This window comes from Xanthomonas sp. WHRI 10204, assembly GCF_040202875.1.
Classification (GTDB): Bacteria; Pseudomonadota; Gammaproteobacteria; order Xanthomonadales; family Xanthomonadaceae; genus Xanthomonas.
In genome coordinates this window covers 727,982-743,613 of the sequence record NZ_JBEGDW010000001.1, presented here as the reverse complement: position 1 = coordinate 743,613, position 15,632 = coordinate 727,982, and the positions used below count along the sequence as shown (strand labels likewise).

Sequence of the window (15,632 nt, the reverse complement as noted above, 5' to 3'; positions counted from 1 at the left end):
GCGCTGCGGTGTTTCGTTCGCGAGGCAAGAGGAGGTGGGACGTGTCGGCGAGCAGCCGTGTCATGCCAGCGGTGATCGCACTGGCACCAACTCGCGGGCGCGCTTGCAATCTTGCTGCGCGACATACGTCGACTCGGCGATGCCGTGTCTTGTCTGAATCCGGGTATTTCCGCAGCAGCCTGCAGATCTCGGGCGATCAGCACGGCGATCTGCAGCGCATGACCCACGCGGTGATTGGCGCTTAGCGATCGATACATCGAACGCGCCGTCTCACTACCGGCCAACGTTCGCTGACATTCTGATTGCGTCACCCGCTCGCGCGCACAGCGATGCTTACCGCAAGCCGGTCAACTCACACATTCACTGCAACCGATCAAACGAAAGGCCGAATCGGCGGTCGCGCACAGCGAAACACTGCACGCATCGAGTAGGTAAGCACGCAGCTAACCGACGCGGCTCGCATTGAGAACGCCACAAGAACGCCAAATCCGCGAAAAACTCACCCCGGATAGAGCGGGAAACGCTTGTCCGGATGCTTGGACTTCCATTCCTTGTAGGAACTGGTGCCTTCCCAGGCCTTGAAGACACGCGGCGTGCGGCCACGGCCGGACCAGGTCTCACCAGAATGCGGAATCCAGTATTTGGCCACCACCTCGCCAGTGGACGACAGCGGCCCCTTGGACTTGCCGGTCATGGCAAGCGAGGCGATCTGGGATTTCTGCTTTGCGTTGAATCGGCCGCCGAACTGGGTCAGCACCTCGACGACCTGGTCAAAGGCTTCCAGGGTCTGGGCATATTTGAGCTGCGCCTCTTCCTGCTCAAGCTTGCGCAGTTCTTCCAGCAATTGGGCTTTGGCGGCGGCAGAGGGTGAAGCGGGCGGAACCTGGCGCATTGACGAAACTAAGGTTGGACGGGTCAGCGAGTATTGCCCCTACGCCGTCTAGCGTAAAGCGCCCAGCCCACACCGGGTCTGCTGGCGCTCAGCGATGACGCAGCAAGGCGTGCTCCCGGGCCATGGTCAGCACCGGCCCAATGCGGCCTGCCCGGATCAGCTCGCTGCAGTGTTTTCCGACAAACTCCACCCTGGGGGCGGTGAACCACTGCACCACCCGGTCTAGCTGCCCGGCGTTGATCGACCACGCGTGACAGACCGCCTCGCCCAGCTCCTCGACCCCAACCAGTCCGATCTGGCGGACCTGGTCGGCATCGAGCTTGAACATCTCAATCACCTTGCTGGCATCGTCCGGCGTGCCACACACATGCGTCTGATCCGCCCCCCCGGTGCGATAGGCAATCGAGGCGACACGCGCAGATTCGGCGCGACGCATGCCTTTTATCAACGCACCAACCAGCTGGGAGTGAGTAGTCGTCATGGTGTCCGCTCAATGATGCAGTCACTATGGTCGTCATGGGACGCGTTCTCAATCAGGAGGTTCCTGACCCTGCGGAAGAAAAAGACGAAGCTGTGGCGCACTTTTTGTATCGATTGCAAGCCTGCAATCGATGTCATTGACACCACATATCGAAGCGATAGGAAAGAACTGCCTGGGATCGCCCGCAGCGCCGCACGCCTACGACACAAGTTGAAAAGGCCCCATCGGGGTGCGCCGAACCGATCGCCACCCATCTTGAAATCGGGCTAGATCCGCCATCGTGCTGTAAGAGGCTGCGGCTGCGCCTGCAATAGGCCTCACCCATCCCTGAATCAAAAACTCGGTGAATCGGCCTGACGAAAGCCGCAACATCACGCCTCACCGTTGCAATGAATCACCGCACTATGGAACCTCTGAACAACTCTTCAATGCTTGTTCGACCAACAACCTAGGCCACCGTGACTAAGCGGAAATGGTTGATTTTCAGCAGGGTGAGCGCCTGGATCCAGCAAAGCTTCATTTCACTCGCCACGCCGTAAGTTTTTCACACCTTCTCTAACGATTGCTCCACATCCTTCAGCATGCGCCCATACGAGGCCCGCTCTGCCGCACTGAGAAAGCCTTGCTCGCGTACAAGCTTGGGAACGTCCGCAGCAATCTTCGACAGGTACGCCGTCAGTTTTTTTGCGCGCACGGGCGTCATCGACTTGCTCTTGCGTGCATCCGCAATCGCGCTGCGCAAGGTCTCCACCCGCTCGGCAAAATACAGTTGCTGCGCCTGATTGACCCGCCAATGGTCATCGGCCGGCCCGGCTTCGAGGCCGCTGCCACGCACCGATTCAATGAAGGCCTGATCGGCGGTCAAGGACCCGGTCAGTCCAGCGGCACGCTTGCCTTGCAACAGTGACGGATCCACTTCCACCGCGCATCCGGTGACGTGGGCCAACTCCTGCAAACGCTCGTCGAGCCGCTGCGCAGGCAGCGAGACAGCAAACGGCCCGGGCTGGCAGGCCGCAAATACCGGCGCCGCACAAATGATGGCACCCAATGCAACGATGATCGAAGGCAAACGATTGCGTGCGACAGACATGACAGCATCCGGAATACACGGACATCCGTGCGCTACGAACGCTAGACCGCCGATCCCGAACGGCACTGAAATCGGCGTCGGGCGGCGCCCTTATCGCCAAGGCGTCCGCATCAAGGCATCGGAATAGTGCCGAGCACCTATCTGACGGTCTCCATCAGCACATCCTGAAATGCAACGACGCCGTCGGCCTGCGCTGTCGCAACTAAACCGAACCACATGCATGCCGCGGCCCGTGCGCGATGACGTTGCGAGGCCCCGATACGCACAACGGGCAGCGCAATTAACAGCGCAGCGCGGCCATCTCAGATGAGTGTGTTCAGTGGGGACGGAACTCCACCCTGCCCCATCGGTTCATGGTTTGGCCGGCAACAGGGCCTTGTCGATCTTTGCCGCTACTCCCACGCTGCGGCCGGCCAGGTTGGGGATGCTGTAGTGCATCGCTGTGCCCAGCACCTGCGCGCTCTGCGAGAGCGTCAGCCCGTAATCCTGCTGGAGCCACTGGACCATGCCGGTACTAGCGGACTTCAGCGCCTCGTCGAGCGATCCTGCCTGACCCAGCACCATGATCTGGGTTGGCGACTCGACCCGCGGCATCGACACGCTGCGTCCCTTGATAAGGTCAACAGTGACAGTCACGTCCATCGACGTTTCCAGCGCATATTGCGTCGTCTCGCCGTCACCCTGAAGCGCGTGGGCGTCGCCGAAATAGAGCAGCGCGCCGGGTTGCTGCACGGGCAGGTAGACGGTGTTGCCTTCCACCACTTCGTTGAAGTCCATATTCCCTCCGAAGCGTCCGGTGTCCCCGGTGGAGATTGCCGGCATTCCGAAGCCCGGCGCGACCGCCATGCCGCCGAGCATCGGCTTCACCGGCACCGAGTAGCCGGCGAGCGGGCCGGCCGCGTTTTCAGGACGTGCTCGCCCCGTCTCGCGGTCTAGCCGCCACTTGACCGGCTTACCGAGGGCGGCGGCTTCCGGCACCAACGCTGCACCGAGCGCACGCCCAACGATCGAGTCGAGGCTGTCGGCCCAGTCGCGATTGAGCTTCAGGCGGCGGATATGCACCGCCAGCGTATCGCCGGGCTGTGCGCCTGCGACGAAGAACGGGCCGGTCTGCGGATTGCCGAACAGCGCCCTGGTTTTGCCCTGCGCGTCGACTCCGCCGGAATCGACCGTCGTCGTGTGGATCGTATCCCCCGGCCAGACGATCAGCACCGGTTCGCGATCAGCATTCCACGTGTTGGAATAGTCGGTCGGGCTGAACTCCACCGTGCGCGGTCCGCCATCGCGCTCGGGCACACGCCAGCCCGTCACCGCATGGGTGGCGCGCGCGGCGGGATCGTTCGTGTCCGGCCCCTCCGTCGTGCCGGTCAGCTCCTTGCCCTTGAGGCGCAGGACGTAGCGCGACGTGCGCTGCTGACGATCGGTCGCAGTCAGCGTCAATCGATCGCCGCTAGCGCCACCGTCGATCGTATCGCCGTCCAGGTCGCCGCTGATCCGGTTGCCCGTTCGATCGATCGACAGGGTCGAAAACACGGGATTTCCCCACAGATCGGTGCGGACGATCCACGTCTCTGCGTGCGTCGTGCCCGCTATCGCAGCGGTCGATGCGGCGAGGAACACAGCGGTAAGACGGGAGATCGGCATGAGATGTTTTCAGTGGACGAGACATCGCGATACTAGCGGACACCGTGCCTGGTAACTCGATAACAACGTGTCCCTGAACTTGGGCACCCTGCAAAGCGACCAAACCATTGAGGTCAACGCGCAGCTTGCAACATTGAACACGCCTGGCGGACGATGAGTTCAAGCACTCCACGCATGCAATGCCCCTCCTGATTCCGAGCGGCGCGCTAAGTGGAGTTCTATTGCCCTACCCCGCAGATGACGATCCAGGGCAGGCGTCTTCGTCTCCAAGCCACGTGAGCAGGAACATCGCCATGAAACATAGTCGCCCCCTCCGCGCTTTGACGTTTGCACCACTGCTTGTCCTCTCACTTACTGGGTGCATGGCGTCCGGCGCCGGCACCAGCCACCCCGTTGAAGGGCCTGTGCGGCTGGGAGAGATTGCAGCCGTCGACGGCCCCAAGGTGCGCCCAGACCGCGTCATTGAGGACAGCCGTTGCCCTGCCAACGTTCAATGCATCCACGCTGGACGGATGATTGTCAGGGCGACCGTGTTTGGCGGCGGCTGGTCCACCCAAGTCGACCTTACGTTGGGTATTTCGGTCCCTGTGGCCGATGGCATGTTGACGCTGGTGGACGCAACGCCTGTGCCCATCAGTGGGAAGGCCGTCCCAGCATCCGGTGCTCGTTTCACATTCAAATTTCAGGGCGGCCGTTAGACAAGCGTGTTCAACTGTCAGCGCCTTTGACGTTTTCGCTTTTAGCTTGGTTTGTCAGTGCTGGTGAGTCCGTGCCAAGCCAAGATCACGTCGAGACATCGTCCGGCGAACTCAGCATCTTTCGACATGCGTGCTCCCGATTCAATGCGCTGCGCCATGCCCGCGAACGTGCGCGAGAAATGGCCCCGATCAGGACTCGACGCCCGCAATGTTGGTATCGCCCCGCCTTGTCGCCCACCAGAACAGCAGTGCAAAAAGACTGACTGCCGCGCCTAGCACGCACACACCCTGCCAACCTGCTCGGGCATAGGTGACCGTCGCGCCGATTGCACCCAGTCCGCTACCGACGGCATAGAACAGCATGTAGAGGCCAACCAACCGACTGTGCGCCTCAGGCCTGGTGCGGAAGATCAAGCTTTGGTTCGTGACATGTAGCGCTTGCCCGCCCATGTCGAGCAGCACGATGCCAATGACCAGCGCCCACAATGACCACTCCATCAGCGACAGAGGCCACCAAGCCAGCAGCAGCACTGTGAGCGCTACTGCACTGGTGCGTTGCGCATGGCCCTGGTCCGCCCATTGTCCAGCGCGCGTAGCGACCAAGGCACCTGCCACACCAACCAGACCGAATGCACCGATGACAGTATGGGAAAAGCGGTAAGGCGGCATGCTCAACGGCAGCACCAGCGCACTCCAGAAGATGTTGAATGCGGCGAACATCAACAGCACCAGCATGCCGCGCACGTGCAAGATCTTTTCCCGACGCAGCAGCGTCAGCATCGAAGCGATCAAACGCGGGTACGTTATCGTCTGGGACGTCGACGGCAAAACTGGCAGCGACCGCCACAACGGAAGTGCAATCGCAACCATCAGCAAAGCAGCGCAGAAATACATCCCGCGCCAGCCGGCCAAATCGCTTACACCACCGGCAAACACCCGCGCCAACAACAGGCCAATGAACACACCGCCTTGCGCTGCGCCGACCACGCGGCCCCGCTCATGGGGCGCGGCGGCAGTGGCCGCATAGGCAATCAGTCCCTGCGTCATCGCTGTGCCCAATAAGCCTACGACGAGCATGCCTACCAGCAGTGCAGGCGCAGATCGCGCCATGCTCACAACGGCAAGTGCGATCACCAGCGCCAGGAGCTGCATCGACATCAGGCGACGACGGTTCACCAAGTCGCCTAGCGGCACCAGCAGCAACAATGCCAGCGCACAACCGATTTGAGTGGCTGTAATGACCCCGCCAATCGCCGCATAGCTGATGCCAAAATCTCTGGCCAGCGCGTCAAGCAGCGGCTGAGCGTAATAGACATTTGCCACGCTCAGTCCGCTTGCGACAGCAAACAGCCAAACCAAGTGCCGGGGCATGTTCGCAGAAGGAACCGTCGAACAACCAAGTGACGGTAGCGGTGATGCAGAAGAAATCCCCGTGGTTTCGGCCACATTCAATCCAGTTGCAAATCAAGACTGCTTGAATGCTAGGCAATCCGGTTTTAAAGTGCAACTTGATTGATCCACTATTGACCGGCCGCGGAGACGCTATGCCACCCCGAAAACGCTTTGGTGACGAGCACTGCCCGGTTGCGCGTTCGGTTGATCTCATCGGAGACCGATGGGCGCTACTGATCGTGCGCGACGCCTTCGATGGTGTTTGCCGCTTCGGCGATTTCCAGCGCAGCTTGGGTGCGGCCCGCAACATCCTGTCTGATCGGCTGCGCAAGCTGGTCGATGCGGGCATCCTTGAAATGCAGGATGCATCTGACGGCACGGCTTATCAGCAATACGTGCTAACAGCACAGGGAGAAAACCTGTTCCCCGTCGTGGTGGCATTGCGACAGTGGGGCGAAGACCACCTGTTTGAGCAAGGCGAACGTCATTCGGTGCTGATCGACAAGCGCACGGGCAAGAAGGTCCCACGCATGACGCTCCAGGCAAAAGACGGCTCTACGCTGCTGCCTGTTTCTACCCAGGTTCGTAAAATAATCTGAGGAAGAATTTTGATTGCCAAAAATTTCTTCGATGAAGATGAAATATTCGCCCCATGTATCCGACGTTAAAAAGCCAAGCTTTGCAGGGCTTTTTAAATGTCACGTTCAAGCGCCAATCATCGCGCCTGGAAGCACGATTGCTCGTTCGGCAGTCATCTATACGGGGCGCTTGCGCCCGCGATGGCTTCCCAACGGGCGGACAAGATAGCGCGAGCCAATCAGGGCTCGAAGATCGGTAGGAATAAAGAAACGCGCATACGGACCGGCCGAGCGCGATCATCAGAGGCTTGGGCAAGGTTGATACCTTGAGGGGCATCGCCCGGAATCATCAATCGGCCGAAGTATCCAACCCAGTCAGGCACTTAGAGACTTGGCGGAAGCAGTTGGAGCGGGCGAAGGGAACAGAATCCTCCCACGCCAACCAATTGATTTTCCTAGCTTATCCCGGAGTGGGGTGATCCAAAAATGATACCCCGCGTGATACCCGATCATAGCCAAGCGAACGGCAGCGCTTCAAGGCCCTGTGCCCGCGAACCTTGGACAGCTTGGAGATCGGACAGGTTCCGGCGGGATGGTAGCCGTTCGGCCTCCCAAGCCTGATTGGCGCATTTCCTCCAGCAAGGCAGAGCCCACTATTTTCCGGCTGACCAGGAGAGCGATGGGACTCCACCTATCAACATTGGGCATACCAAAACTGAAATTTTGCCTCGTATTCAAATTTGTGAAGTGGGGCCCGAAGCGAGCTCTTGCTTAGCTGAGAATTGTTGGTTGGATGAGGACTTCCCCACACGCAGGAGTTTTCATGACCACCAACCCCCAACAACTTGAGATCGCCGGCCACTTGCTCGCCGGGCTGATGAGCCAGACCCTCTCCGACGAGCCACTGGTGCGCCAAAAAAATGTTTGCAATGCCTGGGTGTCCGCCGGCGAACTGATCGTCTACAGCCAGAAGAAGCCACCAAGTGGGAGCGCCGCCGCCCAATCCTTGGAGCATGCCCCGCCCCAGCCATCCCAGGCTGTGCGCACCCGGGAGGCCGTCATCGTTCGGGAGCTCCCATCGATAGACGAATGGCGCGCAGGCCGGACGCCCAAAGACTCCCAGCTGGATCCAATGCGCAGCAAGAAGCGCCCGACCCTCCACTGAGCCGGCCAAGCGCCCGCAAACATTGAGCCCCGCAGTGCGGGGCTCTTTGGTTTCAGTGGAGGCGCGGCGGTTTGGGAACGTAGACAGGCGCAGGAGGGACGGAGATGAGAGGGCTTGGACGGGGCTGATCGGGTTCAATCGCCATGTCGAGTTCCACGGGATAGCGCTGGAGCATGTCTCGGCTCCACACCTCCAGGTGCGCCGCGCTGGCCGACGCCTCTTTCTCGCAGAGGGCTTGTTCCTCCGGGGTCACCCGAGAACTTGCATCGGCCAGCTCTCCGGCTCGAGCCTCGAGGGTGCTCAACCGACGCCCACGCCGCTGCGTCCACTCCCCCTGCATCCACGATGGGCCGGGCTCGGGATTGTTCGCTAGGAAGTCGTGCCATGAGTTCTCGGCCATGTGGTGCAGCTTCTCCGCTCGCCGCACCGCCAATAGCCGCCGGGCAAACTTCATGGCGGCGGCCTTGAAGCGCCGCAGTCGACGGAGCAACTCATTGAGGTCGGGACGGAGCTGCGCTGTTTCGGCGAAGGCAGTAGCCCGTTCCCTGATCCACTGAAGCAAGGTCAGCGTGGCCTGGAGCGTCTGAGCCAAATGGGGAGCCGCTTGAGCAGCTACTCCCCATTCGTCATTGGCCTCCTCCGCGAGCTCGGAGACCGAACGTGGCTCGCGCGACGGCTTGGCCTCCTCGGCCTCCATCAGTCCCAGCCCACGGGCAATGGTCGCCATGCTGCGGGATACCTCGATGTGCCCTGCCCCGCGCCCGAGCGACAAGGACAGCCCATCAGAAGGGCGGCGAGACTCGCGCTCGGCCTGGGCCTGGTTGTGACCGTCGGGCACCGGCATGGCGCGCCCTTCCTGCTCAAACACGGCGATGAGCTTTTGGAAGGTCTCCTCGTTGGTCTCCTCGATTCGACGGTTCTCGTCTGAACGCTCCGACGGCTGGCCCCGCCGGGCCAGCGCGGTGCCGTTCTTGCCGACGTGCTTAGTAGGTTCGCGGGAGAGCACGGCAGCCGCGACCAGGTCGCCACGCGCCAAGGCGTCACTTGCCTGTGCTTCCAAGCTGCGGTGGTCCACCCGAATCTCAAGCGCCGCCTTCTCGAGGTGGGCGTTGATGGTGGAGGCAATCAGTTCGCGCACCCACTGCACCTCGACACGTCCCGACGGCCCGCCATCCAGTTCCTTGGTTTTGTCTGTGAGACCGTCTGGCCCCATGCGCCGAGTCGTTGCCAGGACGTGGACATGCCAGTTCAAGCCGTCCTTGCTGCCTGGGCTGTGGATGCTGGCTTGGGCCGCGAACCCGTAGCGCCCGACGAGCGCACGGGTGACTTCCACGGCCAGGTCGGACCGCTGGAGGTCATCGAGTTCGTGGGGCAACGCAAACTCGAACTCCCGGGCAACCGTCGAATCTTTGCGACGCTCGGCAGCTTCTGCAGCCGGCCAGAGCTGGGCGGGGACCAGGGCCCAGTCAGGCGCGTCCTCGGGGGCGATGCAGCGCGTTTCGACCACGCCGTCCCGACGGCGGTAGTCGTGGCGCAGACCGGTGAGCGCGTCCTCGAGCAGCAGGCCCGCGCGGTAGGCCGCCGCTGCGATGGATGAATGCCCTTTGGCTCGGCTGAAGGTTTTGACGTTGGCGTGGTAAATGGCCATGAGGCGGCGATTCCGAAGCAGTGGGGTTGCTTGGTTTATGCCTCGGCTTTGGATTTCCGCAAGCGCCCCCGGCGCTTGGGGTTCAAGGGGCGAAGCCCTTTGCGCACGTGTCACCATGTGACACCTAGGTGCGCTCTTGCTTCTTTCTTTTACGCCATGTTTTTCAGCGTCGAACGACTTTTGAGTGCTCCGATTTTTTCGAAGCTGCTCGAAACTTGACGATGTGCTTTTCCGTGATTGAATCAAGGACTAGACCACCTGAGAAACGCATGACTACCACCAGCCACTACCACGACCGCATCGCTCGGGCCACGGAACGGCTGGCCCAGCTGCAAGCGAAGGAGCTTTTAGCCAACCAGCGGCGCGAAGCGAAAACCAAGGAAACCGCAAGGCGTGAGGAGATGAAACGACGGCGGCGCGTTGCGGACCTCGTCATTTCAACCGGCGCGCACATGCGGGAGGAAGCGGAGCTTAAGGCTTTGCTTATCAGCCATATGAAGGGCCGGGGGGTCTCGCTCCACTGACTCCATATCCCATTAGGCAAGCTTCAGCGGCGGGCGCTCTTAAGGACCACCCATCGTCATCCACGGCCCTTGCTCCTGTTGGACGCTCTTGCTTTGGGATAGGGCTGCCTGAGCACCGGTCTGAAGCCAGGTCTGAGAGCCTTCACGCAACCGCTCGCAAAGCCGCAAGAGTCCCCATGAACAGCAGAGCACTTGCGCAACGGCGGCCAGATGATAGCCTGCCGCGCCCAAGCCGGAGTGACTCCTCAGATGACTCAATCTCATCTCCAGAGACCTTGATTTGGCATGGTTACAAAGGGCTCGACGACGTCGAAACACTGTGCTACAAATGGGACGTAGGTGCACTGAGCCTCTCTTGTGCAGGATGGCAGTCAATTGCTCGGGCCCAAGGACCGAAGACGGCCTCAACGGACTTCGATCTCGTATTTCATCGTTAGAGACATCTATGGCAGTCAAAACAAAATCCGGGGCCGTCAGCAAGCAAGGCGTTAGCTTGCCTAGCTACCATGAGATTCACGCGGATGCCCGGGAAATTCCTCTCGAGTCTGCCACAGCAGATGTGGTCGTCACCTCCCCTCCGTATTGGAAGAAGCGCGACTACAGCTTTGTTGGCCAGATCGGCCAAGAGCCGACTCCCAAGGAGTTCGCCTCTACCATTGTTGACTGTATGCGAGAGTGGCGACGCCTTCTGACGCCCCACGGTTCCGTATTCGTGAATCTCGGCGACACTTATCACAACAAGTCGCTGGCAGGTGTCCCCGGCCGGGTTGAAGCCGCAGCCGCTGACGACGGCTGGGTCCTCCGAAACCGGATCATTTGGGCGAAGGAAGGCGGCATGCCAGAGCCAGCCAAGAACCGACTGGCAAACCGGCATGAATACATCCTGCACTTCACCAGGGATTCTGATTATTACTACGATACCTTCGCATACTCCGAACAGTTTGGAAATGGGAGCACGCCCGGGGACGTGTGGAACATAGCCCTCCAGCGGAGCATGGGCAGTCATCTTGCGCCCTTTCCCGAAGAATTGGTCGAGAGGGCCTTAACCCTTGCTTGCCCCCTCATGGTCTGCAACGCCTGCGGAAAGCCGAGGGAGCGCATCATTACTAGAACGGCTGAACTTGACCCCACCCGACCTCAAGCTGTGAGAGCGATGGAACTAGCCAAGAAGCACCAACTGACCGACGCTCACATTGCAGCGATCCAAGCTACTGGCATATCGGACGCAGGGAAAGCACTCAAAGTTCAGACGGGGACGGGCCGAAACGCCGCTCGTGTCCAAATCTTGGCAGCAGAAGCAAAGCTCGCATTGGGGGGATATTTCCGGGAGTTTACCTTTGCTAAGAAGCGGACCACAGGCTGGACAGATTGCGGATGTAATGCAGGGTTCCGCCCGGGAGTAGTTCTTGATCCTTTTAAAGGAACTGGAACCACGCTACGCGTTGCCAAGCGCCTGCAGCGATCGGCGATCGGTGTAGACTTTGCTCCATTAACGGATCGAGCCGTATGGAGCGACAGTGGCACCGACAATGAGGCTGAGAAGGGACGCGGTTCGCGCCGCGTGGGAGCAGCTGGAGGGAAGTGAGGCACACACGCATTTCCTAGGATATCTAGCTATTCGCGAGGCGGCGCAAACGGCTGGAACTACCACGGAACTGCGAGTCAACTTCAAGAGCTTTTTCGACCGCTACCTACGTGCCAACGGCATGTCGGAAGAAGTTCCTTACATCAAGCCTTTTGGCGGCCCAACAAACAACCGTAACGTAGCTGGTTCATATGCCCCAAGCTCGTTACGGGGCGTAGCCCCGCTCATGAAAGTTATTTCTTTCGACCAGGGCAGCAATCCGATAACGCTCAGCTTGAAGACACAGCATTCAAGCCTTGCTTTTAAGCACCTGTTGAACGACCAGCGCATTTCGCTCGTGGCACTTGGGGTTTTTCTTTACAGGGACTTCCTCATAGATCCGTCAGTAGCCAGCAGTGCGGGAATAAGACGCCTCGTGAAGGTGGATTTTGGCCTCTCTCAAACCGAGATAGCGGAAGCCTACTCTGCCCGTTTCACCTTCGGTGGGGAGCTGTTCGAATGAGTACCATGCGCCCGCCAGGCTTAAAAAAAGCCGTCGAACCAGAAGAACGCCGCAGCAGGCAAGACCTCGGTATACCCATGCAAGAAGATTCGACTGCGCCTTCTTCTGGCGAGCAGCCTTATGCCGCCCCCGAAATGGTTGTAGAAGCTATCACGGAAGAACACCCACTTTGGATATCCGTTATCGAGGCCAAGATGGACGGATATGGCGGAGTAATCCTGAGTGGACCGCCAGGGACGGGTAAAAGCTGGTATGCCCAGAAGATCGCTGCACGTATTGCAGGGTCGCAAGATCGCATTAGAACCGTCCAGTTTCACACCGGCTATCAATACGAGGACTTCGTGCAGGGGTGGGAGCCGGACGGAACCGGCGGCTTCAAGCGAACCGACAGGCACTTGCTCGCGATCGCGAAAAACGCCAAGAAGGACGTAGAACACAACCACGTCCTCGTAATTGATGAGATTAGTCGCGCGGACGTCCCTAGGGTTCTCGGGGAGGCACTGACGTATCTTGAAATGTCGCTACGTGACAGGCCGTTCTACCTCGCCTCGGGTCAAGTTGCGGAAATCCCCAGAAACCTGTTCATCATAGCGACAATGAATCCTTGGGATGTATCGGTGGACGAACTCGACATAGCATTAGAGCGTCGTTTTGCTCACATCGAAGTGCCGCCCAGCGCAAATGAACTGTTAGGCATCCTCGATAGCAACGGCGCAGACACAGAGACAAAATTCCTTTGCCGACAGTTATTCGATATACTCCAAGGGTCAAGCAACAAAATGATCCATGTGGGCCACGCCTATTTCTCTCGCGTGAGGGATAGAGCATCTTTGGACCGGCTATGGGATTTCCAAATATGGCCCCACATCCGACGGGTCACTCGCCTCGATGCTCAGGAGGCCACGCGAATTGAAAGAGCTTGGCAGGCACGCAAGGAGAACCCACCTGCACCAAGGCCTGCTGACCAACCTGTGTCGAATAACGGCCAAGAATGAACGTCACCTCTTTGAGTCCTAACGTCCAGCACTTATCTCTGGGTGCGGAGGTCTATGAGGTCTTAGAGCACGGCGAAATCCGAATCGAGGCAGACCGGATTTTTAAGGGAGATAAGCTCTTTCTTGACCCAGCCGTCGAAAAGGCCGGCTATCTAGCAATCTCACTCGATGCTGGGCGAATCAAGCTGCGCGCGACTTCTTGGGTCGGCTTCATTCCTCTCAACGAACACGTGGCCATCCAAGTCCGACCCCGCGTCCCCATCAGCGTAATGAACGAGTTGTTGTCGCATGTTTCCTTTGGGAAGCAGCGCACTATCCCGCTCGGCTACTACGGATATGGCCAAGGAGAGCTTCGACCGAGCAACTTGACTGACTTACTTGCTGGAAGGCTAATCTACCTATCCAAGCTCATTCGTTTGAATGGGCTGGACTTCGAATTCGTGCCTGAGACTTCTGTCGGCACAACTTTGACTGGCACGCCGATGCCAATCCAGACCCGTCTTCGGCAGATGGTCACTAACAACCCTATGCAATCCGTATCCCATGCTTGGAAACGGACCGTTGACACGACTGCCAACCGTGTTTTGCTCGCAACGCTCTCCCATCTCTACTTGGCCTACCGAGCCCTGGGCAGAACTAAAGGCGGTCCGGCCATGTGCTCCGCACTCGCAGAAGCAAAAACAATCTTTTCCCGCGTTCAAATTAACGACCGAAGACTAAGAGAGATTGCGTTGGCGCCGATGAGTAAAAAGGCGGCCAGCCGGCCAGACTATGCCGAAGCCTCGACCCTGGCCATGGCCATTTTTTCTGGAGTTGGAATTGATCCCACGGAACGCGGTGCGCTTCGTTTGACCCCAGTGGTGGTCAACCTAGAAGACGCCTTCGAGTGCTTCCTTAGATCGCGCGTTACCGAACTACTTACTGTGTATGGCTTAGGCGTTTTTGATGGGAACATCAATGACGACGATGGGCATCAGCGAAAGCTTTACCAGAATGCAAAGCTATCAGAGGCGCGAAATATTGAGGTCAAGCCCGATATCCTTATCACGCAAGGTAAAAATACGCTTGTAGTAATGGACGTAAAATACCGTCCCTATAGCGGAAAGGTGCCAGAACGATCCGATGTGGAACAGGTCGTTACGTATGCAGCTGTCTACAGGGCCCGCCACGCAATCATTGCCGTTCCACAGCGGCCACATGACAGTCCATCGCTAGTCTCGATTGGGAGGGTTGGAAAGGTCAATATTTCGGTCTTAGCAATAGATCTTGATACGGCCGATCTATCCGGAGAGCTTGATAGGGCCGTTAAACAGCTTATGGAACGCGTCGCTCCGCACCTACTCACATAACCTTAATCTCAGGCGTTCACTTCGGAATCCCTCCCAGGCCTTTATCAATTGACCCTAGCGTTGATCGTCAACATGAACACGCGAAGCGACCTCTGGCCTTCAGTTTGTTCCTCAGTACGCTTAAGTAGGTCACGCCCAGAGCTGCAGCCCATTTGTTAAACGGTCATACGCGGCCCCTGCTCCTGCTGCGTTGTCTGCTGCTGAGTCTGCTCCATCTGTTGCTGACGCACCTGGTCCTGTTTGATGACCTCGGCCTGCTGGAGGTTCTGCTGGGCCGGCTGTTGAGACGCTTCTCGACCGTCCACGTGGGCGTGGAACTGCGGCGCTTTGTCCACCCCGTGCGGGGCATAGATCGCAACGACGTTCTGAGCGCCATCGCTCCCTAATCCTCCCGTGACCCTGTCCACTCGCTTGAGCAACGGGTCGTCCACCTGCTGCTTGTAAAGCGCAGCTGAGACATTCCTGGCCTCTTCTTCGTTCCAATTGCCCGTGCCTTTTACCCAGTCGTGGATGCGGGCATAGGTCTGATGGTCGGGGTGCACCGGGTTGTCGGCCAGCACCTGCAAAGGTGACCGAAGCGAGGATGGCTCAATGTCCGGGCGATGCTGGGCTGGGCCCAATTGGCGCACCTCCACTTCCCGCTGCTGACCGTGGGAGGTATCGACGAATCCGAACGCCTTGCCCTGTCCGCCCAAGCTCAGCCCGGCTCCCTCCAGCTTGGCCGTATCGGTGCCCAACTCTGCGAGGTCGTAACCGAGGCGCGGCAAGGCCTGGGTCGTGGATCCCGCACGCTCTCTCAACAACGCAGCCCCCGCGCTCACAGGGTAGGCCACATAGTAGCCGGGGTAGTTAGACGTGCCCTGGCGCCCCATGCTGCTGTCGCTTCGGTCGAAGTGACAAACGGCAACGGCTTCCACAGCCGGGCTGGAAATGCTGTTCCCTGTGCGTTGAAATCCGCGCTCGTCCAAGTGGATGCCCGGCTCAAGCTTTCCGTCTTTCACGCAAGCGGTTGTCGGCTCGACGCGACGCAGAAATTCGGCTTGGTTGAACTGCCCCGTGGTCGTCGCCACTCGGCTCGCAACGGCATTC

The 15,632-nt window shown here is 59.3% G+C and carries 14 protein-coding genes and 1 pseudogene; 8 read left to right on the top strand and 7 right to left on the bottom strand.

Translation table 11 applies throughout. The features are described from left to right. Positions 1–499: 499 nt before the first annotated feature. From ABQZ00_RS03270 to ABQZ00_RS03255, 4 genes are all read right to left on the bottom strand, one after another. Complete coding sequence (locus ABQZ00_RS03270; protein WP_055848856.1) at positions 500–892, bottom strand: H-NS histone family protein; 393 nt, start codon at positions 890–892, stop codon at positions 500–502. Positions 893–980: 88 nt separating this feature from the next. Continuing rightward, positions 981–1,373, bottom strand: coding sequence for a hypothetical protein (locus tag ABQZ00_RS03265; RefSeq protein WP_323537606.1), 393 nt, complete (start codon positions 1,371–1,373; stop codon positions 981–983). Between the two features lie 544 nt (positions 1,374–1,917). Next, a complete protein-coding gene (locus ABQZ00_RS03260) occupies positions 1,918–2,529 on the bottom strand; it encodes an STN domain-containing protein (RefSeq protein WP_323539621.1) in 612 nt (203 codons plus the stop codon). Between the two features lie 285 nt (positions 2,530–2,814). Continuing rightward, complete coding sequence (locus ABQZ00_RS03255; protein WP_323537607.1) at positions 2,815–4,107, bottom strand: acetamidase/formamidase family protein; 1,293 nt, start codon at positions 4,105–4,107, stop codon at positions 2,815–2,817. 293 nt (positions 4,108–4,400) lie between these two features. Between ABQZ00_RS03255 and ABQZ00_RS03250 the strand changes: the two genes are divergently transcribed. Further along, a complete protein-coding gene (locus ABQZ00_RS03250; protein ID WP_323537608.1) occupies positions 4,401–4,805 on the top strand; it encodes a hypothetical protein in 405 nt (134 codons plus the stop codon). A 189-nt stretch (positions 4,806–4,994) separates the two neighbouring features. Here the strand turns inward: ABQZ00_RS03250 and ABQZ00_RS03240 are convergent, their stop codons facing one another. Further along, entirely contained in the window at positions 4,995–6,251 is a 1,257-nt protein-coding gene (locus tag ABQZ00_RS03240) for an MFS transporter (RefSeq protein WP_323537910.1), read from the bottom strand. Positions 6,252–6,349: 98 nt separating this feature from the next. Between ABQZ00_RS03240 and ABQZ00_RS03235 the strand changes: the two genes are divergently transcribed. Together ABQZ00_RS03235 and ABQZ00_RS03230 are read left to right on the top strand one after the other, a co-directional pair. Continuing rightward, positions 6,350–6,796, top strand: coding sequence for a winged helix-turn-helix transcriptional regulator (locus ABQZ00_RS03235; RefSeq protein WP_115562730.1), 447 nt, complete (start codon positions 6,350–6,352; stop codon positions 6,794–6,796). 802 nt (positions 6,797–7,598) lie between these two features. Beyond that, positions 7,599–7,940: a hypothetical protein gene (locus ABQZ00_RS03230; RefSeq protein ID WP_323537610.1), complete on the top strand. Its 342-nt coding sequence runs from the start codon at positions 7,599–7,601 to the stop codon at positions 7,938–7,940. A gap of 52 nt (positions 7,941–7,992) precedes the next feature. Here the strand turns inward: ABQZ00_RS03230 and ABQZ00_RS03225 are convergent, their stop codons facing one another. Next, positions 7,993–9,588, bottom strand: a complete 1,596-nt coding sequence (locus ABQZ00_RS03225) for a MobA/MobL family protein (protein WP_323537611.1) — start codon at positions 9,586–9,588, stop codon at positions 7,993–7,995. Positions 9,589–9,857: 269 nt separating this feature from the next. Between ABQZ00_RS03225 and ABQZ00_RS03220 the strand changes: the two genes are divergently transcribed. The 5 genes from ABQZ00_RS03220 to ABQZ00_RS03200 all read left to right on the top strand — a co-directional run bounded on the left by ABQZ00_RS03220 (position 9,858) and on the right by ABQZ00_RS03200 (position 14,543). Continuing rightward, a complete protein-coding gene (locus ABQZ00_RS03220) occupies positions 9,858–10,112 on the top strand; it encodes a hypothetical protein (protein ID WP_323537612.1) in 255 nt (84 codons plus the stop codon). Between the two features lie 445 nt (positions 10,113–10,557). Next, positions 10,558–11,697, top strand: a complete 1,140-nt coding sequence (locus ABQZ00_RS03215) for a DNA-methyltransferase (RefSeq protein WP_323537613.1) — start codon at positions 10,558–10,560, stop codon at positions 11,695–11,697. Between the two features lie 121 nt (positions 11,698–11,818). Further along, positions 11,819–12,199, top strand: a complete 381-nt coding sequence (locus tag ABQZ00_RS03210; protein ID WP_323537614.1) for a hypothetical protein — start codon at positions 11,819–11,821, stop codon at positions 12,197–12,199. After that, entirely contained in the window at positions 12,196–13,194 is a 999-nt protein-coding gene (locus ABQZ00_RS03205; protein ID WP_323537615.1) for an McrB family protein, read from the top strand. Before ABQZ00_RS03210 ends, ABQZ00_RS03205 begins: the two co-directional genes overlap by 4 nt. Further along, complete coding sequence (locus tag ABQZ00_RS03200) at positions 13,191–14,543, top strand: 5-methylcytosine restriction system specificity protein McrC (RefSeq protein WP_323537616.1); 1,353 nt, start codon at positions 13,191–13,193, stop codon at positions 14,541–14,543. The genes ABQZ00_RS03205 and ABQZ00_RS03200 overlap by 4 nt, the downstream gene beginning before the upstream one ends. A gap of 155 nt (positions 14,544–14,698) precedes the next feature. Here ABQZ00_RS03200 and ABQZ00_RS03195 read toward each other — a convergent pair. Then, a pseudogene (locus tag ABQZ00_RS03195) lies at positions 14,699–15,115 on the bottom strand (XVIPCD domain-containing protein); the annotation flags it as partial. Positions 15,116–15,632: the final 517 nt, after the last annotated feature.